The sequence below is a fragment of the Halorubrum rutilum genome (genome assembly GCF_024494565.1).
In genome coordinates, this window is sequence record NZ_JANHDN010000002.1 from 193,304 (window position 1) to 219,633 (window position 26,330).

26 protein-coding genes and 1 tRNA gene are annotated in these 26,330 nt (G+C 71.4%); 15 read left to right on the forward strand and 12 right to left on the reverse strand.

Annotated elements, in window-relative coordinates; all coding sequences use genetic code 11:
• Positions 1 to 292: 292 nt before the first annotated feature.
• The gene (locus NO900_RS04465) at positions 293 to 703 is read right to left on the reverse strand and encodes a DUF3054 domain-containing protein (RefSeq protein ID WP_256408017.1); all 411 of its coding nucleotides are present in this window, start codon (positions 701 to 703) and stop codon (positions 293 to 295) included.
• A 98-nt stretch (positions 704 to 801) separates the two neighbouring features.
• On the reverse strand, positions 802 to 2,049 hold the full coding sequence (gene glyA / locus NO900_RS04470; RefSeq protein WP_256408018.1) for a serine hydroxymethyltransferase: 1,248 nt from the start codon (positions 2,047 to 2,049) through the stop codon (positions 802 to 804).
• Positions 2,050 to 2,318: 269 nt separating this feature from the next.
• Between glyA and tbsP the strand changes: the two genes are divergently transcribed.
• The 8 genes from tbsP (at position 2,319) to NO900_RS04510 (ending at position 10,623) form a co-directional block, all read left to right on the forward strand.
• Positions 2,319 to 3,125 (forward strand): transcriptional regulator TbsP, encoded by an 807-nt coding sequence (gene tbsP, locus NO900_RS04475; RefSeq protein WP_256408019.1) that lies wholly within the window; start codon positions 2,319 to 2,321, stop codon positions 3,123 to 3,125.
• Positions 3,126 to 3,191: 66 nt separating this feature from the next.
• Positions 3,192 to 4,883 carry a YcaO-like family protein gene (locus tag NO900_RS04480; protein ID WP_256408020.1) on the forward strand — a complete coding sequence of 564 codons (1,692 nt, stop codon included), beginning with the start codon at positions 3,192 to 3,194 and terminating at the stop codon, positions 4,881 to 4,883.
• A gap of 54 nt (positions 4,884 to 4,937) precedes the next feature.
• Entirely contained in the window at positions 4,938 to 5,276 is a 339-nt protein-coding gene (locus NO900_RS04485) for a cupin domain-containing protein (protein ID WP_256408021.1), read from the forward strand.
• A 460-nt stretch (positions 5,277 to 5,736) separates the two neighbouring features.
• A complete protein-coding gene (locus NO900_RS04490; protein WP_256408023.1) occupies positions 5,737 to 6,765 on the forward strand; it encodes a beta-ribofuranosylaminobenzene 5'-phosphate synthase family protein in 1,029 nt (342 codons plus the stop codon).
• A gap of 91 nt (positions 6,766 to 6,856) precedes the next feature.
• The gene (locus tag NO900_RS04495) at positions 6,857 to 7,693 is read left to right on the forward strand and encodes an RAD55 family ATPase (RefSeq protein ID WP_256408024.1); all 837 of its coding nucleotides are present in this window, start codon (positions 6,857 to 6,859) and stop codon (positions 7,691 to 7,693) included.
• Between the two features lie 201 nt (positions 7,694 to 7,894).
• Entirely contained in the window at positions 7,895 to 8,743 is an 849-nt protein-coding gene (locus tag NO900_RS04500) for a hypothetical protein (RefSeq protein WP_256408025.1), read from the forward strand.
• A complete protein-coding gene (locus NO900_RS04505) occupies positions 8,740 to 9,420 on the forward strand; it encodes a DUF8135 domain-containing protein (protein ID WP_256408026.1) in 681 nt (226 codons plus the stop codon). The genes NO900_RS04500 and NO900_RS04505 overlap by 4 nt, the downstream gene beginning before the upstream one ends.
• An 87-nt stretch (positions 9,421 to 9,507) precedes the next feature.
• Positions 9,508 to 10,623 carry a putative sulfate/molybdate transporter gene (locus NO900_RS04510; RefSeq protein ID WP_256408027.1) on the forward strand — a complete coding sequence of 372 codons (1,116 nt, stop codon included), beginning with the start codon at positions 9,508 to 9,510 and terminating at the stop codon, positions 10,621 to 10,623.
• A 226-nt stretch (positions 10,624 to 10,849) separates the two neighbouring features.
• On the opposite strand, the gene NO900_RS04515 is transcribed toward NO900_RS04510, so the two are convergent.
• A complete protein-coding gene (locus NO900_RS04515; RefSeq protein ID WP_256408028.1) occupies positions 10,850 to 13,141 on the reverse strand; it encodes a nitric-oxide reductase large subunit in 2,292 nt (763 codons plus the stop codon).
• Positions 13,142 to 13,300: 159 nt separating this feature from the next.
• Here NO900_RS04515 and NO900_RS04520 point away from each other — a divergent pair, with 159 nt between their 5' ends.
• Positions 13,301 to 13,780 carry a MoaD/ThiS family protein gene (locus tag NO900_RS04520; protein WP_256408029.1) on the forward strand — a complete coding sequence of 160 codons (480 nt, stop codon included), beginning with the start codon at positions 13,301 to 13,303 and terminating at the stop codon, positions 13,778 to 13,780.
• Between the two features lie 101 nt (positions 13,781 to 13,881).
• Here NO900_RS04520 and NO900_RS17595 read toward each other — a convergent pair whose 3' ends face one another.
• The 5 genes from NO900_RS17595 to NO900_RS04545 all read right to left on the reverse strand — a co-directional run bounded on the left by NO900_RS17595 (position 13,882) and on the right by NO900_RS04545 (position 16,462).
• A complete protein-coding gene (locus NO900_RS17595) occupies positions 13,882 to 14,988 on the reverse strand; it encodes a sensor histidine kinase (RefSeq protein ID WP_256408030.1) in 1,107 nt (368 codons plus the stop codon).
• 201 nt (positions 14,989 to 15,189) lie between these two features.
• Positions 15,190 to 15,274: transfer RNA gene (locus tag NO900_RS04530), tRNA-Leu, on the reverse strand.
• A gap of 58 nt (positions 15,275 to 15,332) precedes the next feature.
• A complete protein-coding gene (locus NO900_RS04535; protein ID WP_256408031.1) occupies positions 15,333 to 15,680 on the reverse strand; it encodes a ferredoxin in 348 nt (115 codons plus the stop codon).
• A gap of 87 nt (positions 15,681 to 15,767) precedes the next feature.
• Entirely contained in the window at positions 15,768 to 16,007 is a 240-nt protein-coding gene (locus tag NO900_RS04540) for a DUF7508 domain-containing protein (protein WP_256408032.1), read from the reverse strand.
• Positions 16,004 to 16,462, reverse strand: a complete 459-nt coding sequence (locus NO900_RS04545; RefSeq protein ID WP_256408033.1) for a DUF5796 family protein — start codon at positions 16,460 to 16,462, stop codon at positions 16,004 to 16,006. Before NO900_RS04545 ends, NO900_RS04540 begins: the two co-directional genes overlap by 4 nt.
• A 97-nt stretch (positions 16,463 to 16,559) precedes the next feature.
• Here NO900_RS04545 and NO900_RS04550 point away from each other — a divergent pair, with 97 nt between their 5' ends.
• From NO900_RS04550 to NO900_RS04570, 5 genes are all read left to right on the forward strand, one after another.
• Positions 16,560 to 16,685, forward strand: coding sequence for a hypothetical protein (locus NO900_RS04550; protein ID WP_256408034.1), 126 nt, complete (start codon positions 16,560 to 16,562; stop codon positions 16,683 to 16,685).
• On the forward strand, positions 16,685 to 17,146 hold the full coding sequence (locus NO900_RS04555; RefSeq protein WP_256408035.1) for a hypothetical protein: 462 nt from the start codon (positions 16,685 to 16,687) through the stop codon (positions 17,144 to 17,146). The genes NO900_RS04550 and NO900_RS04555 overlap by 1 nt, the downstream gene beginning before the upstream one ends.
• Positions 17,147 to 17,270: 124 nt before the next feature.
• The gene (locus NO900_RS04560; protein WP_256408036.1) at positions 17,271 to 18,176 is read left to right on the forward strand and encodes a shikimate kinase; all 906 of its coding nucleotides are present in this window, start codon (positions 17,271 to 17,273) and stop codon (positions 18,174 to 18,176) included.
• A gap of 12 nt (positions 18,177 to 18,188) precedes the next feature.
• Positions 18,189 to 18,482: a chorismate mutase gene (locus tag NO900_RS04565; protein ID WP_092567282.1), complete on the forward strand. Its 294-nt coding sequence runs from the start codon at positions 18,189 to 18,191 to the stop codon at positions 18,480 to 18,482.
• A gap of 296 nt (positions 18,483 to 18,778) precedes the next feature.
• On the forward strand, positions 18,779 to 19,702 hold the full coding sequence (locus tag NO900_RS04570; protein ID WP_256408037.1) for an acetamidase/formamidase family protein: 924 nt from the start codon (positions 18,779 to 18,781) through the stop codon (positions 19,700 to 19,702).
• Between the two features lie 48 nt (positions 19,703 to 19,750).
• On the opposite strand, the gene NO900_RS04575 is transcribed toward NO900_RS04570, so the two are convergent.
• Both NO900_RS04575 and NO900_RS04580 read right to left on the reverse strand, forming a co-directional pair.
• Complete coding sequence (locus tag NO900_RS04575) at positions 19,751 to 20,143, reverse strand: hypothetical protein (RefSeq protein WP_256408038.1); 393 nt, start codon at positions 20,141 to 20,143, stop codon at positions 19,751 to 19,753.
• Positions 20,144 to 20,159: 16 nt separating this feature from the next.
• The gene (locus tag NO900_RS04580) at positions 20,160 to 22,136 is read right to left on the reverse strand and encodes an ATP-binding protein (protein WP_256408039.1); all 1,977 of its coding nucleotides are present in this window, start codon (positions 22,134 to 22,136) and stop codon (positions 20,160 to 20,162) included.
• Positions 22,137 to 22,273: 137 nt separating this feature from the next.
• On the opposite strand from NO900_RS04580, the gene NO900_RS04585 reads away from it, so the two are divergent.
• Positions 22,274 to 22,621, forward strand: a complete 348-nt coding sequence (locus NO900_RS04585) for a DUF5518 domain-containing protein (RefSeq protein ID WP_256408040.1) — start codon at positions 22,274 to 22,276, stop codon at positions 22,619 to 22,621.
• Between the two features lie 31 nt (positions 22,622 to 22,652).
• Here NO900_RS04585 and NO900_RS04590 read toward each other — a convergent pair whose 3' ends face one another.
• Together NO900_RS04590 and NO900_RS04595 are read right to left on the reverse strand one after the other, a co-directional pair.
• Entirely contained in the window at positions 22,653 to 24,356 is a 1,704-nt protein-coding gene (locus NO900_RS04590) for a tryptophan--tRNA ligase (RefSeq protein ID WP_256408041.1), read from the reverse strand.
• Positions 24,357 to 24,961: 605 nt separating this feature from the next.
• On the reverse strand, positions 24,962 to 26,131 hold the full coding sequence (locus tag NO900_RS04595; protein WP_256408042.1) for an ATP-NAD kinase family protein: 1,170 nt from the start codon (positions 26,129 to 26,131) through the stop codon (positions 24,962 to 24,964).
• Positions 26,132 to 26,330: the final 199 nt, after the last annotated feature.

Below are 26,330 nucleotides of genomic sequence, written 5' to 3' on the forward strand. Positions count from 1 at the left end.
CGATTGACACTACTACGGAATCACTATTAAATTTTTCTCAGGGTTCCCCGTGACACCTCACGTGATCACTTCAAACGTTCTCATAAGTTATGCAGACGTATTCCTCGCGAAGCGGCGACAGAGAGGTGGGGACTACACTCGGGTTGAGCCGGGGCCGACCCGAGGGATAGCGTTCGGGACCGACGCGGGGAATGGAGTTCGAGAGCGACGCGAGAATTGAAGTCCGAAAGCGACGCAGCGGGCCGATCCGAAACCCGCGCGGTCGACGGTCGAAGCCGCCGATCCCGGCGGTCTACCGGAGGCGGAAGTACAGCGCGCGCCAGCCGCCGAGGAACACCGATCCCGCCACGAGCATGACGACGGCGAAGCTCAGCTCGGCGCCGCCCCGGAAGACGAACGCGCGGAGCGCCAGCCCGAGGACGGCGGCCGGGATCCACGACCGGACCGCGAGCGGCACCGACGACTTCGCCGTCTCCGCGGCGCCGGCGGAGTACGCGCCGACGACCGGCGCGACCAGGCCCCAGGCGATCAGGAACGGCGCGTAGACGCCGGGCAGGTATAACGGGTTCGCCGCGAGGAACTCGACCGAGGTGTGGTTCAACGTTCCGAGAGTCAGCATGACGATCAGCGCGAGCAGGTCGCCGATCACGAACGGGGCGGCGGCGCGGTCGAGGCGGTTCGAGAGGAACGACGAGTCGGCCATGTCGACCAGTCCGAGACGCCCCTACTTTGTACGCACGGATTCGGTCGGGCGGAGCGGTCTCGCCCGACGGCGACGCGTCGGCGACCCCGACGAGGCCCTCACTCGTACAGCGGGTTCGCCTCGCAGAGCTCGACGACGCGCTCGCCGACCTCGTAGATGACGTCGTCGCTGTCGACGTTGTCGACGACGCGGTAGATGAGGTCGCCGACCTCCTCGATCGCCGCCTCGTCGAACCCGCGGGTCGTGAGGCCGGCCGTGCCGGCGCGGATCCCCGAGGGGTTGAACGGCGAGCGCGTCTCGCCGGGGACGGTGTTCCCGTTGAGCACGACGTTCGCGGCCGCGAGCGCGTCCTCGGCGTCGCCGCCCGGCAGGTCGGGGTGCGAGTCGCGGAGGTCGACCAGCACGAGGTGGTTGTCCGTGCCGCCGGAGACGAGAGAGAGGCCGTGCCCCCGAAGCGTCTCGGCGAGGACCTCGGCGTTGTCGACCACGCGGCGCGCGTAGTCCTCGAACTCGGGTTCGAGCGCCTCCTTGAACCCGACCGCCTTGCCGGCGACGTTGTGCATCAGGGGGCCGCCCTGCCCGCCGGGGAAGACGGCCTTGTCGATGTCGTCGGCGTGCTCCGCGTCGCACATCACGATCCCGCCGCGGCCGGCCCGGATCGTCTTGTGGGTCGAGCCGGTAACGAAGTCGGCGACGCCGACCGGCGAGGGGTGGACGCCGGCGGCGACGAGCCCGGTGATGTGGGCGATGTCGGCGAGGTGGTAGGCGTCGACCGCGTCCGCGGCCGCCTGGATCTCCTCCCAGTCGACGGTCCGGGGGTACGCGGAGTAGCCGGAGACGACGATGTCCGGCTCGAACTCCTCGGCCGTCTCCCGGAGGCCCTCGTAGTCGATGTACCCCGTCTCGGGGTCGACCTCGTACTGCTCGACCTCGTACATCTGGCCGGTGAAGTTCGCGGGGTGGCCGTGTGAGAGGTGGCCGCCGTGGCTCAGCTCCAGCGAGAGGATCTTGTCGCCGGGGTCGAGCGTCGCGTAGTACACCGCCTGGTTCGCCTGCGTCCCCGAGTGCGGCTGGACGTTGACGTGGTCGGCGCCCCACAGCTCCTTCGCGCGCTCGATCGCGAGCTCCTCGACCTCGTCGGCGTACTCGCAGCCGGCGTAGTACCGGGCGCCCGGGTACCCCTCTGCGTACTTGTTCGTGAGGACGCTCCCCTGCGCCTCCAGTACCGCCTCGCTGACGTGGTTCTCGCTGGCGATCATCGCGAGCGTCTGCTCCTGTCTGTCGCGCTCGCCGGCCAGCGCGTCGGCGACCGCCGGATCGACCTCCCGGACGTGCTCGTTGTCCATGTACGAACGCGGGTGCGATCGCGCATTAATCCTTCCGTCGCGGCGTCGCCCTCGCCGCGCTCGGGGGGTCCCCTCCCCCGCCGCGCGCCGTCTCCGCTCTCGCCGCGCGCCGCCCGGTTCCCGACCTCCGACCCACCCCTCCCGCCGATATCAGCCCTAATCCGCGAATCCGCCGTTTTCGGGCGGCTCAGAGGCTGAAAGCCCGTTGTTCACTCTTCGAATCCCGTTAATATTAAATAGACATCTGGCTTTTATCCGGAGAGATAAATATGGTATCGAATTTACTGGAGACGGACGTCGAGAACGTCCTCGATACGGCCTTCGCCGGCGCCGACGAGGAGCTCCTCGTTGTCGACCCGTCCGCGGAGACGATCGTATCGCTCGTCGAGGCCGCGACCGGCCGCGACGACCTACCGACCCTGTCGATGCTGGCGGACGAACGCACGCTGAAGGACGTGACCGACGACTTCCTCGTCGCGTCGAAGGCGGCCGACCTCGTCGCCGACGGCTCGCTCGGCCTCCGCGTGCTCTCGGCCGACGTCGACAACGCGCTGTTCGTCTCGCCCTCGCGGGTGGTCGTCCTCGTGAGCGCGGGCGAGCACGTCGCCGCGCTCTCGACCGAGGACGGCGACTTCGTCGACGAGGTGTTCGCGACGCACCGCGACGCCTTCGAGGCCGCCGAGGAGTACGGGCTCCGGACCCCGGCGCTCGGCCGCGTCCGGGAGACGATGGCGGCCGAGATCGGCGAGGACGCCCGCGACGACTTCGACGCCGTGCTCGCGTCGATGGAGTCGGCGGACGCCGCGCTCGACGAGGTGACCGTCGCGCTGCTCGTCGCCGCGAAGAACGACGTGCTCCTCTACGACATCTCGAAGTGGGGCGAGGACGTCGGGATCGCCTCGAAGGCGACGTTCTCTCGGACGAAGACCCGGCTGGAGGACCAGGGGGTCATCGACACCGAGAAGGTCCCGATCGACGTCGGTCGCCCGCGGCTCCGGCTCAAGCTCGGCGACGAGCGCCTCCACGGCGTCGACGCCGACGAGCTCGCCGCGGTCGCGAGCGACCTGCTGGCGTAGAGGACCTCGATTTCCGCCGACGCCGCGACCCGCGCCTTTTTTTCGCTGCTTCGCGTCGGACGGGGCATGGACATCGCACTTGTCGGCGACGGCCCCGCGGTCGACGCCGTCGGGGCCGCGCTCGGCGACGTCGACGTGAACGTGATGCCGGTCGAGCCGGGGCTGCTGGACGGCTTCGACCTCGCCGTCGTCGCCGACACCGCCGGCTCGTCCGCGTTCGCGGCCGCGAACGACGCCCTCGACCGCTGGGTCGCGATCGAGGTCGGCGGGCTCGGCGGGGTCCCCCTCGACGGCGTCGACGCCGCCGTCACCGTCTTCGACGAGGCCTGCTACGACTGCCTCCGCGCTCGGGTCGCGAGCGGCGGGGCGGAGCCGGCGGACGCCGCGCAGGGCCGCCGGTCGGCCGTGCGCTACGCGGGCGCGCTCGCCGGGCGCCGCGTCATCCGGCTCCTCGCCGGCGACCGGGTCGCCGACGCGGTCGTCGAGGTGCCCGGCGCGGAGCGGACCCTCCTCCCGGTTCCCGGCTGCGACTGCGGCGACGACCCCGGCGACGCGCTCCCGCGGGACGGCGCGGACCGCGCGCTCGACGAGTCGATCGACCGCGCGGAGCGGGCGGTCGACCCCCGGATCGGGGCGCTCTCCGAGGTCGGCGAGCGGGAGTCGTTCCCGGTGCCGTACTACGTCGCGCGCGTCGCGGACACGACCCCCTTCTCCGACGCCCGGGCCGCCGAGTTCGGCGGCGGCGTCGCCGCCGGCTGGGACGCGGCGTTCATGAAGGCGCTCGGCGAGGGGTTAGAGCGGTACGCGGCGGGCGTCTACCGCGAGGCGTCGTTCACGCGCGCGCCGGCCGCGAACGTCGCGAACCCGGTGACGCCCGACGCGTTCGTGCGCCCCGACGACCGCGAGGCGTACGACCGCGACGACCGGCTCGCGTGGGTGACTGGCGAGTCCCTCGGGACCGGCGAGCCCGCGAGCCTCCCGGCGGAGTTCGTCCACTTCCCGCCGCCGGAGCGCCGGTACCGCCCCGCGATCACGACCGGGCTCGGACTCGGGAACTCCGGGCCGGAGGCCGCGCTGTCGGGGCTGTACGAGGCGATAGAGCGCGACGCGACGATGATCAGCTGGTACTCGACGACGGAGCCGCTCGGACTGGCGGTCGACGACCCGACGTTCGCCGAGCTGGAGAAGCGCGCGCGGGCCGAGTCGCTCTCCGTGACGCCGCTGCTCGTGACGACCGACGTCGACGTGCCCGTCGTCGCGGTCGGCGTTCACCGCGACGGGGACTGGCCGCGGTTCGCGGCGGGGTCGGGCGCCGACCTCGACCCGGTCGCCGCGGCCCGGAGCGCGCTCGCGGAGGCGCTCCAGAACTGGACGGAGCTCCGGTCGATGGGGCCGGAGGCGGCCGCGGAGGAGGGCGCCGCGATCGGCCATCACGCCGACTTCCCCGACGAGACGCGGGCGTTCTTCGACCCGGACGCGAGCGTCGCCGCCGACGCCCTCGGCGAGCCGGACCGCTCCGGGATCGACGAGCTGGAGGCCGTCGTCGACCGCGTCGAGACCGTCGGGTTGGAGCCGTTCGTCGCCCGCGTCACGACCCGCGACCTCGCCGGGATGGGGTTCGAGGCGGTCCGCGTGCTGGTGCCGGGCGCGCAGCCCCTCTTCACCGCCGACGCCTTCTTCGGCGACCGCGCCCGCGACGTGCCGCGGTCGATGGGGTTCGAGCCCGAGCTGGAGAAAGAGTACCACCCGTTCCCGTAGCCGACTCACCCCCTACCCGTCCCGTTTAAGTCGCTCCCGGCCGCCGGCTCTCCTATGGACGTCGTACCCGACGCGGACGTCGAGGCGGTCGAGGCGGTCGACGACGTGTTCCTCACCCAGGGCGCGGTCGGCGAGGACACCAGCGTGCAGCGCTTCGTCATCGAGCCGGGCGCGACGGTGCCCGAGCACGACCACCCCCACGAACAGGTCGGCGCGGTCACCGAGGGCGCGCTTACCTTCGTCGTCGACGGCGAGGAACTGGTCGTCGAGGCCGGCGACACGTACGCCATCCCGGGCGGCGAGCCGCACGCCGCGCGCAACGACGGCGACGAGACGGTCGTGGGGTACGACATCTTCTCGCCGCCGCGCGCGAACCCGGACTGGCAGGAGTAAGTAACGAGGCGGCCATTTATTAACAGACGGCGGTGCGGTGGCGCGTGCCGGTGAGCGGCCGAGAGGCCGCGAACCGCACGCGCGAGGGACGCGGCGAACGCGAGCGGCGAAGCCGCGAGTCGTGAGCCGCGAGGCTGGGGAGGTGTGAGGCGCTGTGCAGTTGCGGTGCGGGGCGGGACTCAAAGGGGCAGCCGCGAGGGCGACGCACGGCGCAGTAAGCACTGCAGGGAGCGAGCGCAGCGAGCGACCGAAGCGCGCAGCAAGCCGCGCGAGCCGTCGCGGCTGGGGCTTTGGAGGTGTTCACAGTCGATCCGTCGTCAACTGTTTGTAAACGAGCGGTCACCGATTCGGCATTCCCCGCTATTCCCGGATCGACCAAATTGTGGTGAGCGCAGTCGGGGGCAACGCCCGCCACTGTCGCGCCCCCTTTACCGGTCGCTCTCGTAGCGGACGAAACGCAATGGCACGCGCGAGCGCCGGGGCCCGGCTCCACTTCGGCTTCTGTAACCTCAGCCTCTCGCACGAGCGACTGTACGGCGCCCTCGGCCTCGGGCTCGCGGAGCCGCGGGTCGTCGTCGACGCCGAGCCGGCCGAGTCGGTGACGGTCAAAACGGTCGATGGGGACGACCCCGCGGCCGGTTCCACGGACTCAGATCCTACCAACGCAGTCATCGCCGCCGACGTCCGCGACTACGCCCGCACCGCCGTCGACCTACTCGGCGTCGACGGCGCGCGCGTCACCGTCCGCGAGTCGCTCCCGCGTCACGCCGGCCTCGGGAGCGGGACCCAATTGGCCGCGGCGACCCTGGCCGCGATCGCGGTCGCTCACGGGAAGGAACCGAAGGTCCGCGAGCGCGCGCCGGCGCTCGGCCGCGGCGGGCGCTCCGGCGTCGGCGTCGCGACCTTCGAGGCGGGCGGGTTCGTCCTCGACGCCGGCCACCCGACCGCCCGGTTCACGACCGACCGCCCCGCGGACGGCGAGTGGACCGTCCCGCCGGTGGCGGCCCGCCACGACGTGCCCGACGACTGGCGGTTCCTGCTCGTGCGTCCCGACGTCGCCCCAGGCCGAAGCGGCGACGCCGAGGACGACGCGATGCGGACCGCGGTCGAGCGCGCGGACCCCGGGCTCGCCGACCGGATCGGCGGGATCGTCACCCGGCGGGTGCTCCCCGCGGTGGCGACCGGGAACGCCGAGCGGTTCGGCGCCGCGGTCGCGGAGATCGGCCGACTCAACGGCGCCTGGTACGCCGACGAGCAGGGCGGCGTCTACCGCCCGCCGGTCGGCGACGTGGTGGCGTCGCTGTCGGCGTCGGCGTCGGTGTTCGGCGCGGGCCAGTCCTCGTGGGGCCCGACCGTGTACGGCGTCACGGACGCCGCGAACGCCGACGCCGCGGCGGCCGCGGGCGAGCGCGCGCTGGCGGAGGCGGGCGTGGCCGGGTCGGTCGCGGTCGTCCGCGCGGCCGACGGCGGCGCGCGGCTGAATGGGTAGGGAGGTCGTCGCCCGCCTCGCACTCCTCCCTCGTCGACCGCGTCTCCCCACGAGCAACAACACTAAGCGGGGCGGCGACCCCGTACGGGACATGACGAGCGTTCCGTTCGGCGTCGCCCGCCTCGACTCGATCCTCGGCGGCGGGGCGCCGCCGGGCAACGTCGTGCTGCTCGCCGGCGAGTCCGGGGCCGGCGCGCGCGAGTTCTGCTACACCAGCGCGGCGATGAACGCGCTCGGACGCGCCGACGCGGAGCTGTTCGACCTCTACTACGGCGACCTCCCGGCCGGCGCCGAGCTCCCCCGCGAGGTCCACTACCTCTCGTTCACCGCCGACACCGACGCGCTCACCCGCGAGATGGGGTACACGATGGCCGACGAGATCGTCGACGCCGCGATCGGCGAGATCGCCTTCCGGGACCTCTCGCCGGAGTACTTCCAGCTGAGCCCGATCCCCCGCGACTGGTACGAGGACGAGACGGCGTCGATCACCGAGCTCGGGGACCGCGGCGAGTACGAGGACGTGCTCACGGCGTTCGGCGACTACCTCTCGGCGAACGCCGACGGCAGCCTCGTCTGTATCGACTCCGTCACCGACCTCGTCTCGATGGTCGACGAGGACACGGAGTGGAGCGACGTGGCGATGGTGATGAAGGGGCTGAAGAAGGCCGCCTACGAGTGGGGCGGGCTCATCCTCGTGCTGGTGAACACCGACTCGATCTCCGACCGCGAGTTCGGCGCCCTGATGGACGCCGCGGGCGGCACCCTCCAGTTCACGTGGGAGAGCGGCGGCTCGCAGCGCGCTCGGACGATGTTCGTCCGCGAGTTCCGCGGCGTCCTGTCCCGGCTGGAGGCCGAGAACATCGTCCGGTTCGAGACCGAGATCCACGAGGGCGGCTTCGACATCAGCGACGTGCGGAAGATCCGGTGACGAGGCCTCGACGCGGCGATCGGCGGGACGGCTCCCGACGGGGTTGCGGCTCCCGACGGGATCGCGGCCCCGACGGAGTCTCGGCTCCTGACCGGACCGCGCGCCCGACCGGCTCCGACGCCGAGTATCGATCCGGAGAACGACGCGACAGATTACTTAAGTCTCCCCCCTAAATCAGTCGTAGATGACGGAGGCCACCCGATGAGCGACCTCGATCCGACCGACGGGACGGTCGACGCCGCGGTCGAGGCCGCCGCCGACGAGGCCGGCGTGAGCCGCGAGGAGCTCCTGAAGCGCGCGATCGTCGCGCTCGCGGACGCAGAGGGGGTCGACGTGGCCGACGCCGAGGCGGTGGCGGCGCTCGAGTCCCGGCTGGATGCCCTCGACGCCGAGGTCGACGAGAAGGTCGGGGACCTCCGGGAGCGGTTCGTCGAGCTCTACCGCGAGCTGGAGGCGACGGCGCCGGCCGACCACGCGCACCCCGAGACGGCCGAGCGGCTGGACGCGCTCGCGGCCGACCTCGACGGGATCGCCGAGCGGCTCGACGAGGTCGAGGCGGACGCGGCGGCGCGGTCGACCGCGGACGACGCGGTCGAGGAGCGCGTCGACGAGCTCGACGACCGGCTCGCGAGCGTCGAGGCGCGCGTGGACGACCTCGCCGAGCTGGAGGCGCGCGTCGACGAGCTCGACGCGGAGGAGCTCGACGACAAGCTCTCGCGCGTCGCGAGCGCGGTCGTCCGGGTCCGACGGCGGCTGGAGGCGGCCGAGCGCGACCGCGCCGACCGCGAGCGGCTCGACGCGCTGTCGGCGACCGCGAACCGGAACGGGGTCCGGAAGGCGGCCTGCACCGACTGCGGCGAGACCGTCGACGTCGGGCTGTTGACGGAGCCGGAGTGCCCCCACTGCGGCCGGGAGTTCGCCGAGCTGGAGCCGAACCCCGGCTTCCTCGGCACCTCGCGGCTCGTCGCCGCGGAGCAGCCCGCCCTCGACGGCGACGTCGACGACGAGACGGGCGACGTGAGCACCCGAGACCCCGGAGGCGACCGATGAGCGACGATGGAGACGGACCGCGGGACGACGCCGACGGGGACGGCGAGGACGACCCGTTCGACGCCCTCGGTGACCCCTCCGAGGGCGACGACCGCGCGGGGATCGACGAGCCCGCGGAGATCGACGACCCCTTCGCCGAACTCGGTGCGGGGGTCGACGCCGACGGCTCCGACGACTTCGGGGGGGCCGGATCCGACGATTCCGACTTCGACGGCTTCGGTCCGGACGACCGCGACGCCGCCGACTCCGACCGCGACGCGGCCGGTCTCGGATCCGGTCCGTCCGCCGTCGGAAACCCTCTCGACCCGGACGACTCGGGCGACTCGGACCCCTTCGACGAGCTCGGCCCCGCCGACTCGGGCGACCTCGACGACGCGTTCGAGCGGATGGACGTCGGCGGCGCGGCCGAGGAGGACGTCTGGGAGTCCCTCGACTCGGACGCCGGGGTCGCCGACGCGCCCGGCGAGGCAGTGTCCGCGCCCGGCGAGGGCGACGCCGAGCACGTCGTCTCGAAGCGGACGTACTGCCAGCAGTGCCCGCACTTCACCCCGCCGCCGGAGGTCGCGTGTAACAACGAGGGGACGAGCATCGTCGAGGCGGTCGGTTTCGACGAGTTCCGGGTGCGGAACTGCCCGATGATCTCCGAGGAGGACCCGACGTTCGACGCCGATGGATAAACTTATACCAGTTACGCTTTCTCAGAGCGATCCCGGCGGCGGTTTCTGAACAGCCTCAAGCGTGCCGGACCCGAACCGGCGCCCACGGTGGGAATCGTCGACGAAACGCGGCGGCGCGGGGTCGAGCTCGGTCCGGGAGCGCTCACCGGCGCGATAGGGGATTCGATTACGGTCGTTCCCCTCGTCGTCGCGCTGGCGCTGCTGACCGGCGCGTCGCTGCCGCACGCGCTCGCCGGCTTCGGGGTCTTTCAGGTCGTCTGGGGGGTCCGGTACGGGCTCCCGGTGTCCGTCGAGCCGATGAAGGCGCTGGCGGCGCTCGCGATCGCCGGCGCGCTGACGTACGCCGAGCTCGCGCTGGCCGGGCTGATCCTCGGGGGCCTCCTCCTCGCGGTCGGGCTCACGGGGACGCTCGCCCGGGCGGAGCGCTGGATCGGCGAGCCGGTGATCCGCGGGGTGCAGTTCGCGGTCGGGCTGATCCTCCTCCAAACCGGCGTCGACCTCGCGCTCGGCGACCCGGTCCTCGCGGCCGTCGGCGTCGCGATCGCCGCCCTCGCGGCCCTCGCCGGGCACCCGAAGGCGAGCGCGCTCGCGGTGGCGGTCGCGGGCGTCGCGGTCGCCCTCGCCACCGCCGGGATCCCCGCGCCGCAGTGGCCCGGGGCGCCCCCGACGCCGTCGCTCTCGGCGTTCTCGGCGGCGCTCACTCGACGGACGGCCGACGGCGTGGTCGCGCAGTTCGCGATGACGATCGGCAACGCCGCGCTCGCGACCTCGCTCCTCTTCGCCGACCTGTTCGACGCCGACGTGACGCCGGACGAGCTCTCGGCGAGCATGGGCGCGACGAACCTGCTCGCGGTGCCGCTCGGCGGGATCCCGATGTGTCACGGCTGCGACGGCGTCGCCGGCAAGCACGCGTTCGGCGCGCGCACCGGCGGCGCGAACGTCGTCCTCGGCGCCGGCTACCTCCTCGCCGTCCCGTTCGCCACGCCGGCCCTCCTCGGCGCGTTCCCGGTGGCGATGCTCGGCGCGCTGCTCGCGATCGTCGCCGTCTCGCTCGCGCGCAACGCGGTCGACTCGGAGAACGTCGCGCTCTCGGTCGCCATCGGCCTCGTCGCGCTGGCGACGAACCTCGGCGTCGCGTTCCTGCTCGGAATCGTCGCGCACCTCGCGTGGGAACGGGTCGGAAGGACCGACGACGGTTTATAAATCGAGGGTGCTGTAGCGACGCCACCGGAACGAAGGGAAGGACCGTTAGCGACTGAGCGAGGAGCGCGGCGAGCCGTGCGGGTCCTCAAGGCAGAGGCTTCGGAGGCGTTCGCCGTCTCTCCGCGGTCAACGACGTACACCTAGGCGGCCGGAACCGCGGACGCCTCCCCTGCGGTCACCTCCCGGCGACGCTCTATGTACGGAGTGTAAAAAAGCGGGCACCCCGTCAGTCGTCGTCGCTTCCCACGATCCCCTCCGCGACGGCCATGTCGTCGACGGTCGGGTCGTCCTCGGAGGTCCGGAGGACGAACCGCTTGCGGATCAGGTCGGCGGCGTAGACGGCCGTCCCGGTGATGATCAGCGTGTCGCCCGGCAGTCGCGCCCAGAACAGCGTCTGGACGAGGTCGCGCTCGTAGAACGCGAGGCTCCGGGCGGCGGCGTACCCGTCGGTGAACGCGACCTCCAGCTGGAGGAACCCGACCGGGAGCACGGAGACGAACACCATCAGCGCGAGCCCGACGTTCCAGCACCAGAACGACGCCCGGAGCCACGAGCCGTCCCAGCGCTCGGGGTCGATCGACAGCTGGAGCATGTACGCCACCATCCCGAGCGCGAGGAAGCCGAACGCGCCAAACATCGCGGCGTGGGCGTGGCCGACGGTGAGGTAGGTGCCGTGCTCGTAGTAGTTGATCAGCGGGAGGTTGATGAAGAAGCCGAGCACCCCGGCGCCGACGAAGTTCCACACCCCGCTGGCGACGATGAACATGAACGGGAGCGTGTACGGGAACCCCCCGGCCTCCGTCATCGCCCGGTACTGCCCGATCGCCTCGTAGAGGATGAAGACCAGCGGGAGCAGCTCCAGCGTCGAGAAGACGCTCCCGATCGGCACCCAGTAGTCTGGCATCCCGATCCACCAGTAGTGGTGCGAGACGCCGATGACGCCGGTCCCCATCACCAGCAGCGCCTGGAGCATGACCGCCTTCTCGGCGCTGCGCCGGGTGAGGAGGTTCATCGAGACCAGGGTGAGCCCGATGATCGCGACGATGAAGAACTCGAAGGCGCCCTCGACCCACATGTGGACGACCCACCACCGCCAGAACTCCGTGACGGCGATGTTCGTCGACGGCGTGAACAGGAAGCCGGCGACGAACAGCAGGGTGATCGAGCCGCCCGCGTAGAGGATCATGTGCGCGAGCCCGTAGATCGGCTCGCGGTCGAGCAGCGGCTTGAGCCCGCGGATCGCGAGGATCGCCCACAGGACGAACCCCACCAGCAGGCCGGCCTGCCACACCTTCCCGACTTCGAGGTACTCCAACCCCTCGTTGCCGAGGAGCCACCAGAGCTCGCCGGGGAGGTAGCCGTTGGCGCCGAGCCAGATGCCGGCCATCCCCCCGCCGACCACGACGACGAGCGCGCCGAGCAGGACGTTGACGTACCGCGCCTGGTTCCGCGGCTCGTGGCCGGTCAACAGCGGCGGGAGGAACAGCCCGGCGCCGAGCCACGTCGACGCGATCCAGAGGATCCCCATGTCGATGTGCCACGTCTTCGCGATCGAGAAGGGGAGCAGCTGGAGGATGTGGACCCCGAGGATCCGCTCGATCCCGAAGAAGCCGGCCCGCTCGATGTAGAAGTGCGCCAGTAACCCGCCCAACAGCACCTGCGCGAGGAACAGCCCGGCCGCGACGGGAACGAACCGGAGCGCCGCGCGCTGGCTCGGGAAGACGCTCACGTCGCCCGGCTCCGGCACGGAGATCCCCTCGGCAGACGGCTCCGGGAGCTTCACCGACTTGTAGAGGAGGATCGCGGCGCCGGCCGCGCCGACGAGCAGCACCATCGCGACCACGCTCCAGATCATCGCGGCGCCGGTGGCGTCGTTGCCGGCCGGCGGCGAGTAGGGCCACTCGTTCGTGTAGGAGTTGTCGGAGTTCGGCCGGTCGGTGTGCGAGAACCACGCCGTCCACAGCGCGAAGTCGGCGAAGTCCTCGGCCTCCTCGCGGGACTCGATCATGCCCGCGGGGACGCCCCGATCGTGGTCGCCCTCGTGGTAGCGCTCGACGTACGTCTCGGTCACCCGCTCGTGGGCGTACACCTCGGCGGCGGAGTACTCGATCGCCCCGCCGTCGTGGGAGCTGTCGAGGTCCTCGCGGACGGTCTCCGCGACCGCGGCCCGCTCGGCCGAATCGAGCGAGTCGTAGCTCGCGCCGTACCGCTCCCGCGCCCGGTACTCGCGCATGTGCTCGGCCTTCAGGTCGAGCGCGTCGGCGGTGTAGTCCTCGCCGTAATACGCCCCGTTGCCGAGGATCGAGCCGTGGTTCATCAGCCCGTACTGCTGGAACGCCGCCTTCCCGTCCCGGATCGACTCCCCGGTCGCGACCGTCTCCCCGTCCGGTCCGACGACCTCCTCGGGGATCGGCGGCGCCTCCTGATACGCGAACCACGCCCCGGCGCCCATCACGACCAGGTTGAGCAGGAACGCCGCGACGATGACCTTCGCGATGGTCTTGCGTGTGAGCTCCATCGGCGGAGGGTTGTCTCCGGTCGTCCTATCCGTTTGGCGGCAACATGTTCGGCCGCCGTTCCCGCGGTCCGGGACCCCCGTCGCGCCCCGCGGCGTCGAGACCGAACCGCGAACATGTTCGTGGGGGCGCTTACGCCCCGGAAAGACGTACGGACGGGCATGTCACCGAGTCAGCAGGCGGAGACCGTCGTCGAGGAGAACCCGGACGCCGAGAGCGACGCCGCGGCCGAGCCCGAGAGCGACGCGTCGCCGACGGCGGCGAGCGAGACCGAGGCCGAGACGACCGTCACCGTGCGCTGTACCGGCCACGTCCGCACGGAGCTCGGCGAGTACGAGTTCGAGTTCACGTTCGCGGGCGACACGCTCCGCGCGTTCCTCGACGAGCTGTTCGAGGAGTACCCGGAGCTCCAGGAGATGCTCATCGCCGAGACCGAGGCGGACGCGACCCACAGCGGCTGGGCGCCGACCCCCGAGGAGCTCCCCGGCACGTGGACGAAGAACCCGGTCGGGGAACAGACGACGACGTACGCCCGGATCCTGGTGAACGGTCACTTCAACGAGAACGAGAACGGGTTCGACACGGAGCTGGAGGAGGGCGACCGCGTCGCCCTGGTGTACCCGTTCATGTTCTGCTGTTAGCGCCGCCGCGCTCGTCGGCCCGGGTCGGGTGCGTCGTTTGCGACCGGTATGCGGGACTCTCTACTGGTTCGTCCGGCGCCACGTCTCGTCGGCCGGGGGCGCTACTCGGCCGGGCACTCGACGCCCGTGACCTCGAAGCGCGCCCCGCCACCCGCGCCATCGACGACACGGATCTCCCATCCGTGAGACTCGGCGACCCGCTCGGCGATGCTCAGGCCGAAGCCGGTCCCCTCGTCGGAGGTGGTGTGCCCCGTCTCGAACACGTCGTCCCGCTCGTCCGGCGGAATCCCCGGGCCGTCGTCCTCGACGTAGAACCCGCCGTCGAGGTCCCCGACGGTCACCGTCACTGCGGGTCCGACGTGTTCAACGCTGTTCCTGAACAGGTTCTCGAACAGCTGCCTGACTCGGCTCTCGTCGGCGCGGATCGTCGCGCAGGCCTCGAGACGGAGCGTCGCGTCCTCCGTCCGGACGTTCATCCAACAGCTCTCGATCAGGTCCGCGAGTCGAACGCTGCGACGCTCCGGGGACTGATCCTGTCGCGCCAGCGTCAGGAGGTCGGTGATCAGCGCCTCTATGCGTCCGTGGGCGCGCTCCACGTCCGCGAGGTGCTCGCTGTCGCACTCGTCCCGGGCCAGCTCCAGACGCCCGCTCGCGACGTTCAGCGGGTTCCGCAGGTCGTGCGAGACGACGTTCGAGAACTGTTCTAACCGCTCGTTCTGCCGCTCGAGATGTCGCTCGCGCTCCTCCAGTTCCCGGGTGCGCTCTTCGAGTTCCGCCGTTCGGATCCGCACCCTCGACTCCTGAACGCCGATCAGCAGCCCCCCAATAGAGCCGATCATCAGCGCGATCGACTGCGTCCCCGTCGACCACTCGACGGTGACGCCCGGGTGGAGGTCACGCAACAGGATGAAGCCGAACATCACGGCGACGCTGCCGACGATCCACCCGATCACCCGCGGATAGTACTCCTGCGAGACGTCGGAGCGGGGCAGCCAGTACCCGGCGAACATGAGGACCGTCCCCGGGATTCCGACGAAGACCAGGTTGAAGAGCGCGGTCACGACCGACCCGCCGCCGAAAAGCTCCAGCGCGACTCGCGAGATCCCGAACAGACAGATGACCCCGCCGGCGACGAACACCAACCTCGGGAGGAGCGAGGAGTATCGCACGAGCGCGCGGTCGGACTCGGCGCTCCCCGTCTGGTCCATTCAGCCACCCTTTCACCCCACCCTACTTAATTCATTAGCCATTTGTAACCGACTCCGGATTCCTCGCCGCAGGAGTGCGGGGGAAGGGATTCGAACCACGGTCGCTCTCGTTCGCTCGCCGCGATGCGGCTCGCTCACGTTCCGCTCCCTGATTCGAATCCCAAGCCTAGTGCTGTCGCTCGCGGGATGCTCGCGACAGCATGCGGGGGAAGGGATTCGAACCCTCGAACCTCTACAGGAGCGGATCTTAAGTCCGCCGCTTTTGGCCAGGCTCAGCCACCCCCGCGCGGATTTCGGTTCCGGCGGCGGGGTGAAACGCCTTTCGGAAGCCGGAGGCGAGCGGGCTACCAGTCCACCGAGAGCGTCCCGTCGCCGTGCGGATCGGGCGCGATCTCCTCGTCGGTGCGCCGGTCGACGACGTGAATGACCCCCCGTTCCTTCTTCGCGGGACACACCTCGGCCGCCCGCACGTTCTCCTCCAGCTCGTCTTCGCCGATGTAGTACGACCGCGGCTTCGCCATCCCGCTCTGGATGTCCATCACCCAGTTGTCGGCGACCTCGGCGCACTTCCCCGCGCCGAAGCACTTGTTCGCCTCGAAGACGATCTTGTACGGCTTCTCCTCGATCGGCGGCCCCTCCTCGCCGATGTCGCTCGCGCGTACCACGTCGTCGAGGTTCGCCTCGTCGCTCATACCTCCTCGTCCGCGACCGCGGGACTTTCGTCTGTCGGTCGTTCCCGGCGACCGGGTCGCCCGCGCCGGTCCCCCTCGCGCTCTCGGCTACGCCTCGACGTGCTCGGCGAGCAGGCGCTCCGCGTGCTCGGCCGAGTCGGCGAGCTCCCACCGCACCTTCGCCGCGTCCCCGTACGCGAGCGCCTCCTTCAGCTCGTCTCGGAGGACGCCCGTGCCGAACCCGACCGTGTCGCCGTCGGCGTCGCCGAGCTCGTAGAGGGCGTAGCGGCTCGGCGCGCTCCCGACCGTCGAGCGGTCGAGGTCGCGCCAGGGCTTCGCGAGGCTCACCGGTGCGCGTCGAGCCCGTCTTCGGGGCCCTCGACGATCTCGAAGCTCCCCTCGGTCCAGCCGTCCTCGACGAAGACGAACACGCGGCCGCCGGCGATCTCGGGGTCCGCGACCACCTCGTTGCGCTGGTCGGTGCGGCCGACGATCACGCCGGGGAACACCTCGTCGCGCTCGCCCTCCTCGACGAGGACGCGGCCGACCCCGGACTCCTCTAGGATCTCGTCGTCGGTGTTGTAGTCGTTGACGTACGTCATCACGCCCTCGGTCTCGGTCGGGTCGGTGACGAGCACGTGGGTCTCCTTGCCGGGCCCGGCGGTCACCGACCCCTCGACCGCGTCCGGGACCCCGCGGTAGAGCGTAGTCCGCCCGTCGAGGTACTCGACGACGACCCCCTCCTCGCGGAGGTCGATCCCGATCGACGTCGGCGGGACGTCGCTGCGTGAAGGCGCTGACATACGCGTCGCTCGGGCCGCCCGCCTCAAAAGGGGCGCGCACTCAGTCGCGAGAATCGGGCGTGCCACATTTAAGTCCCCGCCGACGAGAGTCTACCTCATGCAACGGACGCGCCGGGGGCCGCTGGGCGCCGGCATCGGGCTCGTCGCCGGGTTCTCCGGAGACGCGTGGGAGGAGCGCACCGGACGGCAGGGCCGGCTGGCAGACGGGTGGGCGGTGGTCTGATGGACGCGAAGGGAGCCGGCCTCACGGCGGCGGTGTTCGCGGTCGTCGGCGTCGGCGTCGGGCTGGTCGCCGCGGTCGGGACGAGTTGGGCCGAGACCGCGCTCGCGACCGCCGCGACCGGCGAGACCGCCCGGTTCGGTCCGGTGTTCGTCGCGCAGTCGTACCTCGCGGTCACGGCGGCCGCCCTGATCGGCGCGCCGCTCGTCGCCGGCGTGCTCGGCGTGCTCTTCGGGTCGCGGGCGTACGACGCCCGGGAGGCGGCCGCGACCTCCGGCGTCGGCGGCGGGGTCGGCGCGCTGATCTACGGCCTCGTCGTCGTCGCGCTCGTCGTCGTCTCCCAGGGCGAGGCGGCGGCGCAGGCGCACGGGATCGCGGACGCGATCGGACCGCTTCTCACGACCGCGGTCGCCGCCGCCGTCGTCGGCGCGGCGACCGGCGCCGTCGGGTCGGTGACGGCGTGATCGACGTGACCAGAGATGGGTACGAAACGACGATCGACGCCGCGGTGCGGCGCGCGGAGCCGGTCTGAGCGAGAGTCTCGCCGTGATCGCTACCTCTTTGTCCGCGCTCGCGAGCCGTGAGTGCATGGAGGGACGGGCCGCGGCGCTCGGCGCCGGCACCGTGTTGAACGCGCTCGCGACGGGCACCGGCGCGGCCTTCGGTATCGACGTCGAGACGCGCGCGAGCGTCGATCTCGATCCGACCGCCGAGGGCGTCGAGGGGACGATCGCCGAGGTCCCTGACGCGGACACCGCCCTGATCGAGCGCTGCGTCGCGCTCGCGACCGAGCGGTGGGGCGACGGCGAGGGCGGCGCCGTTCGGACCGACAGCGACGTGCCCCTCGCGGCGGGGCTCAAGAGCTCCAGCGCGGCCGCCAACGCGACCGTGCTCGCGACCTGCGACGCGCTCGGGCTGACGGTCGGGGACGGAGCCGACGGAGACGGCTCGGCCCCGTCAGTCGACGTCACCCGACTGGAGGCCTGCCGGCTCGGCGTGCGGGCGGCCCGCGAGGCCGGCGTGACGGTCACCGGCGCGTTCGACGACGCGACCGCTTCGATGCTCGGCGGCGTGACCGTCACCGACAACGCCGCCGACGAGCTCAGGTCGCGCGAGACCGTCGACTGGGACGTCCTCGTCTGGACCCCGCCCGAGCGCGCCTACAGCGCGGACGCCGACGCGGCCCGCTGCGAGGCGGTCGCGCCGATGGCGGACCTCGTCGCGGACCTCGCGCTCGACGGTCGGTACGCCGACGCGATGACCGTCAACGGGCTCGCCTTCTCGGCCGCGCTCGGGTTCGACGCCGACCCCGCGGTCGAGGCGATGCCGCACGCGACTGGGGTGTCGCTGTCGGGAACCGGCCCGAGCGTCGCCGCCGTCGCGGACCCCGCCGACCCCGAGACCGACCTCGACGCGGTCGCCGACGCGTGGGCCGAGCGCCCCGGAACGCTGCGACGAACGACCACGAGAAACGACGGCGCGACCGTCGAGTGACAACGAGAACCCATGAGTGACACACCGAACGCGGACGACCGGAGCCTCGACGAACTGCGACGCGAGATAGAGGACATCGACCGCGAGATCGTCGAACTGATCGCCCGCCGGACCTACGTCGCCGACACGGTCGCGGCGGTGAAAGCGGAGCGCGACCTCCCGACCACCGACGAGGGACAGGAGGAGCGCGTGATGGAGCGCGCCGGCGAGAACGCCGAGCAGTTCGACGTCGACGCCAACCTCGTGAAGGCGATCTTCCGGCTGCTGATCGAGTTGAACAAGGTGGAGCAGCGGGAGAGTCGCTAGGGCTCTCTCAGACCGAGGCTGTATTCGATCGCCGCGTCGGCCTCCTCCACACGGGCCGCCGGCACGGAGCCGAGACTGGTATCAATACGACGCCCGACGGACACCGCGCGAATCCGACCGTGTGAATTGACCGCAGAGCGCGACCGAGTCCGCTCGAAGCGGCGGCTCGGCGGCCGCGACGGACACCTCGAACGGATACGGTTCGTCCCTCCGCGAAGCCGTGAACGCGACGACGGCGGTCGTCGAGCGCGTCCGTGCGGGGATTTTTGTTCTCGCGCTCCGGAGTCGAAGCCGATATGTCACGAGAGCTGGTCTCTCACCGCGATGGCCACGTCTACGAGTTCGCGCCCGAGATGGAGCCCGTCTACGAGGCCGCCGACGGGGAGTCGCTCACGATCGAGACGATCGACAGCCTGAACGGCGCGATCCAGAGCGACGACGACCTGCTGGACGCGATCCCGGAGGAGGTGAACGCCGCGACCGGCCCGATCGCCGTCGAGGGGGCGAGTCCCGGCGACGTGCTCGCGGTCGAGATCGAAGCGGTGCGCGTCGCCGAGGACCGCGGGCGCGTCATCACGGCGCCCGGGTTCGGCCTCCTGCAGGACGACCCCGACATCGAACACCCGGCGACGCGGATCACCGAGGTCGACGGCGAGGGCGACGGGGCCGGGGGCCGGATCGAGTTCGAGGGGATCGATGTCCCGATCGACCCGGTGATCGGGACGATCGGCGTCGCCACCGCCGAGGAGTCGGTCTCGACGCTCACGCCCGACGACCACGGCGGCAACCTCGACACCACGGACATGACGGCGGGGACGACCGCGTACTTCCCCGTCTTCCAGGAGGGCGCGATGCTCGCGATGGGCGACTCGAAGGCCGCGATGGCCGACGGCGAGATGTGCGGGACCGGCGCCGAGATCGGCACGGAGATCGACGTGACGCTCTCCGTGATCGAGGACCCGCCGGTCCCGCTCGACCGCCCGCTCGTCGACACCGGCGACGCGGTCAAGACGGTCGCGAGCGCCGCGACGATGGAGGAGGCGGTCGAACTCGCCAACCGCGACGTCGTGCGGCTGCTGGCGCACGAGCACGGCTTCTCCCGGACCGAGGCGTACCTGTTCTCCAGCCTCGTCGGCGGCCTCGAGATCAGTCAGGTCGTCGACCCGCAGGTGACCGCGCGGAACGCGGTGCCGAGCGAGTACCTCTCGGTCCCGTTCTGAGCCCCGCCGTCGGGTCCGACCGCCGTCGGGCCCGACCTCGCTCCGACCTCACTCCGAGGCCGCCTCCCCGTCCCCGAACCGCCGGATCGTCCGTCGGAGCCCGAGGCCGATCGCCCCGCCGGGGAGGCCGAGCGCCGTCGCGGAGGCGGTCCCGACGACGGCCGCCCACGCCAGCCGGAAGGCGATCCCGGGCGTCTCGCCGCTGATCCCGATCCCGCCGAGGTGGACGCCGAACCCCGCGGACAGCCCGAACGCGACGACCCACGCGGCCGGGAGCCCGCCGCCGAGGACCGCGAGGAGCGCGGCGCACGCGACGACTCCGACCGCGAGCTGCGGGAGTCCGAGCGTCGCGGTCCCCGGCTCGACGGTCTTGAGCGCCGCGACACCCGCGGCCGAGCAGCAGAACGAGCCGAGCGCGACCACGGGGAGCCGTCGGTCCATCCGCTCGACTCGCACCTCACTCGTCCGCCGTCCGGCCGCGGTCGGCGAGCCGTCGCGCCGCGTCGCTCAGCCCGCTCGCGCTCGATCGGTCGGCGGCGTCCGCCGCGCTTCCGTCCCCCTCGGCCGCGTCTTCGGTCGCCTCCGCGTCGGCGACACCGTCGACCGCTTCCGCGTCGGCGACGTCGGCCTCCGGGCTCCGGTCCGACTCGACCTCGGCCGGGTCCGCGTCCGGGGGATAGCTCCGCTCGGCCGGCGGGACGAAGGCGGTCTCGACCGCCCTGACGATCTCGCGGACGCTCTCCTCGTCGAGCCGGTCGGCGTACGCCTCGCGGATCAGGTCGGGGACGGCGTAGGCGTAGTGTCCGCGACCGGCGTGGCGGATCAGTCCCGCCCGCCGGATCGGGCGGTGACGGCTGTACGCGTGCCCGGAGTCGCCGTCGCCGCCGGCGTCGATGTGGGCGGCGACGGGCTCGCTGACGCCCTCGCGCCGGTAGTGGCGGAGCATCCCGCGAGACAGCTCCGGAAGCGCCTCGATCCGGCCGCGGAGCTCCTCGATGACCGCCTCGCGGGTGCCGAGCTCGACGGCGTCGTCGAAGCGGAGGGCGCTCTCGGCGACGTCGGCGCGCGTCACGGGCTCGACGTCGTCCGGAGGCGCGTCGGTGTCGGCGAGGTCGTCGGCGGTGTCGTCGACCTCACCGGCTTCCTCGGCGGCGTCGCCGGCGTCGCCGACGGTGTCGCCGGCGTCGACAGCGGTGTCGGCGTCCGCGCCCCCGTCGCCGTCCGCGGTCGCGGCGACCGCCTCGTCGTACGACTTGAGGACGGACTGGTCGTCGTCGCCGTCGCTCTCGTCCCCGTCGTTCCCCCCGCTACCGCCCCCGCCGTCGGCCGCGGACGTTCCGCCGCCGACCGCGGGTCGCCCGCGGCCCTCGCGGTAGGGTGCCTCGGCCTTCCCGAGGAGCGCCTGCGCGAACTGGTCGGCCATGCTGCTCAGGTCGCGCGCCTCCTCCAGCTCGCGTTCGAGCTCGGCGATCCGCCGGTCCTTCCTGTCGAGCTCCTGCCTGAGGTCGGCGATCTCGGACTCGCGGCGCTCCTGTTCGTCGGAGATGGACTGGAGCTCGCCGACGAGGTCGCTGGAGACCGACTTCAGCTCCGGGCGCTCGAAGTCGTCCAGCCCGGGGGTCGCACCCGCGTCGAACGTCTCCTTGCGGTGGAACTGGATCCGGCGGATAGACTCGTCCCAGTCGGTCATCAGGAACGCCTCGCCGTCGCCGAGGTCCTCGACCGCGTTCGCGTACTTCGAGCCGAGGATGCGCCCCACGACCTTCGTGTCGTTGTCCCAGGTGAGCCGGTGCCAGCAGAGCCAGTCGCACTGGGTGATGAAGTCCTTCTTGACGTCGGCCGGGCGCTGGCTGATCCCGACGACGCCGAGACCGTGTTTCCGGCCGCGCTTGCCGACCTTGATCAGCATCTTCCCCGTCTCGTCCATCCCGCCGCCCTCGGGGATGTACTCGTGGCACTCCTCGACGACGAGCAGGAAGGGCTTCTTCAGGCGCTTCTCCTTCGCGAACAGCTGTCTGACGACCTCCAAGAGGAGCTCGTTCGCGGTCTCCTCCTCCAGGTAGCCGGAGACGTCGAGGATGATCGGAACGTTCTGCTCCAGGGCGAGCTCGGCGATCTTCTCCGCGTGTTCCGGGGAGACGACGATGTCGCACTCGTCGTCGGCGCCGGCGTGTAGAATTTCGTATTCTTCCTTAAGGCCGTAATATTCCCCGTCAGTGTCCACGATCATGACGGGAAACCCGTTAGATAGCAAATTCTCGATCACGACGGAGGCGGTGTTGCTTTTACCGGACCCGCTCTTCCCCGTGATGAAGGACCGGCCGGTGAGCACGTCGACCACCGGGAGCTCCACCGGCGTTCCCGGATCCGCCGTCGCGTCGCCGCCGATCCCCTCGCTGACGTCCGCGACGTGGATCGTCTCCTGCTCGGTCATACTCGTGACAGGTACCGCCCGCCTCATAAACTATCGGCTCGGAGCGCGCCGTCACGGGGAAGCGCGGGCGAGTACGCGGCCGGGTGGTCGCCGTCTCGTCCCGGAGGATTATACCCGGTAACGGTGACAATCACTCCGTGACCGGAAACACATACCTCAACGCGTTGATCGGCGCGGTCGCGACGGTCCTGCTCTCGTTCACCGGCGTCTCGCCCGTGCTCGGCGGCGCGGCGGCGGGGTACCTCGAAGGCGGCGAGACGAGCGACGGCCTCCGGGTCGGCGCGATCTCGGGCGCGATAGCCTCGCTCCCCGCGCTCGGGATCCTCCTCCTGTTCCTGTTCCTGGTTCCGGTCGCCCCGGAACCCGGCGTGGCGATCGGCGGCGGCGCGGTGGTCCTCGGGATCGTCGCGGTCGCGTTCGGCTTCGTGATGGCTCTCAGCGCGGTCGGCGGCGTTATCGGGACGTACGCGAAACGGGAGCTGTAGGCTCCGACGACGGACCGCGCCGGCGACCCCGTCAGTGCTCGCCGCCGGTGCCGCGCCGGTCGGAGTCGAGGTCGATGTCGAGCTCCGCGAGGAGCTCCTCGGCCTCCTCGCGCTTCTCCTGGTGGTCTTCGAGGAACTCTCGCATGAGCTCGGCGGCCTGCTCCTTGCAGCCGCCGCAGAGGCGCTCGCCGTTGACGCACTCGGCGTAGACGGTCTTGGTGAGCTCGTCGTCGTCGCCCGCGAGCAGGTAGGCGTACAGCTCGTAGACGGGGCACTCGTCGGCCTCGCCGCCGAGCTCGCGCTGCTTCTCGGCGGTGTCGCGGCCGCCGGTCGTCGCCGCCTTCACCTTGTCGTAGCCGTCCTCGGGGTCGTCGAGCAGGGAGATGTGGCTCGCCGGGATCGACGAGGACATCTTCCCTCCGGTGAGCCCGGTCATGAACCGGTGGTAGATCGAGGAGGGCTGCCGGAAGCCGAACCCGCCGTGGTCGATCTCGACCTCGCGAGCGACCGACTCGGCCTCCCCGCGGGTGAGGTCGAAGGCGTCGACGTGGCCCTCGAAGACGCGCTTCTCGCCGTCGACCGCCTCGATCAGCGCCTCGAACGCCTCGTCGGTGGCGTTGCGGTCGAAGAAGCGCACGCGGGGCCGGAGCGGCTCCTTGCCGCCCGCCCGGAGCTTGTCGAGGGCGGTCGGCTTGGCCGCCGCGAGGTCGGGGGTGTCGGGGGCGTCTCCGTCGGCCTCGCCCGCGTCGGCGGGCGCCGGCGGCTCGTAGTCGGCGAGCCACGCGGCGGCGTCCTCGCAGCGCACGTCGGTCTCGGCGTCGTCGATTTCGCCGTCGTCCCTCGCGCCCTCGGCCGCGAGCGCGTCGTAGGCGGCGCGGACCAGCTGTCGCTCCGCGTCGTCGAGCTCGAAGCTCGCGAACGCCTCGGTCACCTTGAAGTAGCGCACGCGGGTCGCCAGGTCGCGCGTCAGCCGGACGTGGGGGTCCTGATCCGGGCCGACCGGGATGACCGTCGGCTTCGGTTCGTCGACGAGCTGCGGGTAGAGGATGTCCGCGGTCTGGGTGACGACGCTCTGCATGTGGGAGATGTTGGTCTCGCCGTCGAAGCCGTAGATTGCCTCGAACTCCGAGAAGTTCGCCTTCGACCCGAGCTCGAAGCCGAGGTCCTGCACCTCGCGGTTGTCGGACTGGCGGTAGATCTCGCCCGCTTCGGCGTCGAAGCCGAGCGCGAGGAGGCTCAGGAGGTAGTTGCGCGCGTGTTCGTCGATCTCGTTCCACGACATGCCGCGCGCGGAGTGGGCCTCCAGGTCGGCGATCAGGCCGAAGGCGTCGCCCCCCTGCTCCTGGTGCCAGATGATCTCGTCGAAGACGAGCTTGTGGCCGATGTGCGGGTCGCCGGTGGGCATGAACCCGGAGAGCGCCGCGAACGGCTCGTCGTTCGCCATCGCCTCGGCGACCGCGTCGTACTCGCGGTGCCCGAAGATGACGCCGCGGCGCATCAGGTAGTGCGGGTCGACCACGTCGTCGGCGACGTCGTCGAACGCCTCGATGCCGAACTCCTCGAAGAGGTCCGCGTAGTCGCCGACCGACGCCGACCCCCACGGGTCGAGCGCGACCTCCTCGGCCGGTCCGTCCGCGCGTTCCGTCCCGCCGTCGGCGCGGGGCGACCCCGCCGTCTCGTCGGGGGGACCGCCCGCCGCCGACGGCCCCGTCTCATCGGGGGTGTCCTCGTCCATACGTCTCCTCCCGTCGGTCGACGCAAAAACCGTTCGCTTGTGCGTGAGAACGTGGCGCACGAGTTCGTCGATGAATCGTGAACGAGGGACGATGGTACGGATATCGGATTTGGTCCCGCGCTGAGCTCCCTGGCGTGTCTGTGATCGAACACACTACTTGGAGAACGCATCCAGAGTATCGCCCGCTCGGCGATACGTGGTCGATTACGGATCGGCGGAGAAAACCCCCAAAGCCCCAGCCGCGAGGGCGACGCACGCTCGCTGTCGTTCGAAAGGCGCGGAGCGCCTTTCGTGATGACGAGAGAGCTTCGCTCTCTCGAACCACGCGCTTCAGTCACTCACTTCGTTCGCTCCTTCCAGTGCTTGCGTCGCCTGGGCCGCCCTCGCGGCTGCCCCTTCGAGTCCCGCCCCGCTCTGCCCACACAGCACCTCGCACCTCCCCAGCCTCGCGGCTCCCTTCGGTCGCCGCGTCCCTCGCGCGGCGCTCCTTCGCGGCCGCCGATGGCGGCCGCTCGGAGGCGCGCGCCACCGCAGTTCTGCGTATCCCGCTTGCCGCCGGGATCTCGATCTACGGTTGTTCCCGGCTCCCTTCTCCCGATCGCGATTCACGCGATCTTCATCATCCGCGTCTCGAACTTCCCGACGCGGACCCGGACCCACCCCGCGAGCTCGGCGTCGAGCTCGGGGTCGTCGGTGTCGACCCGGAGCGCGCGCACGTCGTCGAGCTTCGCCCGCGAGGCGACGATCCGGAGGTCGCAGCGCCGGATCACGGCCGGCGACAGCTGCGGATTCCCGCGGCCGAAGACGAACCCCTGCCCGCCGATGGGCGAGACGACGACGACGTTCTCGTCGCCGAGCGCGTCGAGGATCTCGGACTCCGTCGCGTCCAGCGCGACTACCTCGCCGTCGCGCCACACGTCGACGCCGATGGGCGACGGCTCGAACCCCAGTTCGTCCTTGATCGCGCCGACGGTCGACCCCGGCCCGAGCACGAAGGTGACGCCCTCGCCGTCGCGCTCGCGGATGTCGTCGGCGACGCCCTCGGCGAGCGACTCGACGGTCCCGCTCGCGGTCTGTTTCGACGACTGGAGGTCGTCGGCGACGGGGACGCGCGCGACCGCGCGAAGCTCCGGGCGGACCTCCCCCTCGCGGTAGGCGTCCTCGTCGATGTCCATCACCTCGCGGCGCTCGGTGCGCGAGAACGCCGCCGCGACCTCGGCCGCGTCCTCCGGCGAGACGGCGAAGACGGAGGAGTACACCTTCACCCCGGCGGGGACGCCGAGCATCGGGACCTCGCTGCCCGCCGCCTCCAGCGTCGCCGCCACGTCCGTCGCGGTGCCGTCGCCGCCGACGAACAGGACCAGATCGACCGGATCGGCGGTCGCGTCGTCGCCGCCCTCCGTCCCGTCGCCCCCGACGAACGACCTGACGACGCGCGCGGTGTGCTCGGCGGTCGTCTCCGTGGGACCGGGCCGGTCGCCGTCGCCGGTCGAGTCGGTCGCGTCGTCGGTCGGGTCGCCATCGAACGGGTCGACGACGCGGACCGGGTCGAAGCCGGCGTCCCTGACCGACCCCTCGCCCATCGGGTCGGCGGCGACCGAAATCGCGGTCTCCGGCGCGACCGCCGCGAGGCGCTCCAGCGCTCGCCGCGCGCGGTCCGGCGCCCGCGGCTCCGCGCCCCGAGCGACCGCCTCCGCGACCTTCCCGTCGGTGCCCTTGAGGCCGACGCGGCCCCCCATCCCGGCGACCGGGTTCATCACGAAGCCGACGTGCATGGTCCGACCTACGGCGGCGGAAACTTAAGCGGGCGCGTCTCGCCAGCCGGGCCGAGCCGGAACCCGCGGGCGACGAGGCTCGCCGGCGGGCGAGGGGACCGACCGCCTCGACCGCCGCCGAGCCCCGAAGTTCAATACTTAAGACGCCCCCGGAGCAACCTCGGGGTATGCTCCTCGAAGCCGCCGTGACCGAGCCGCT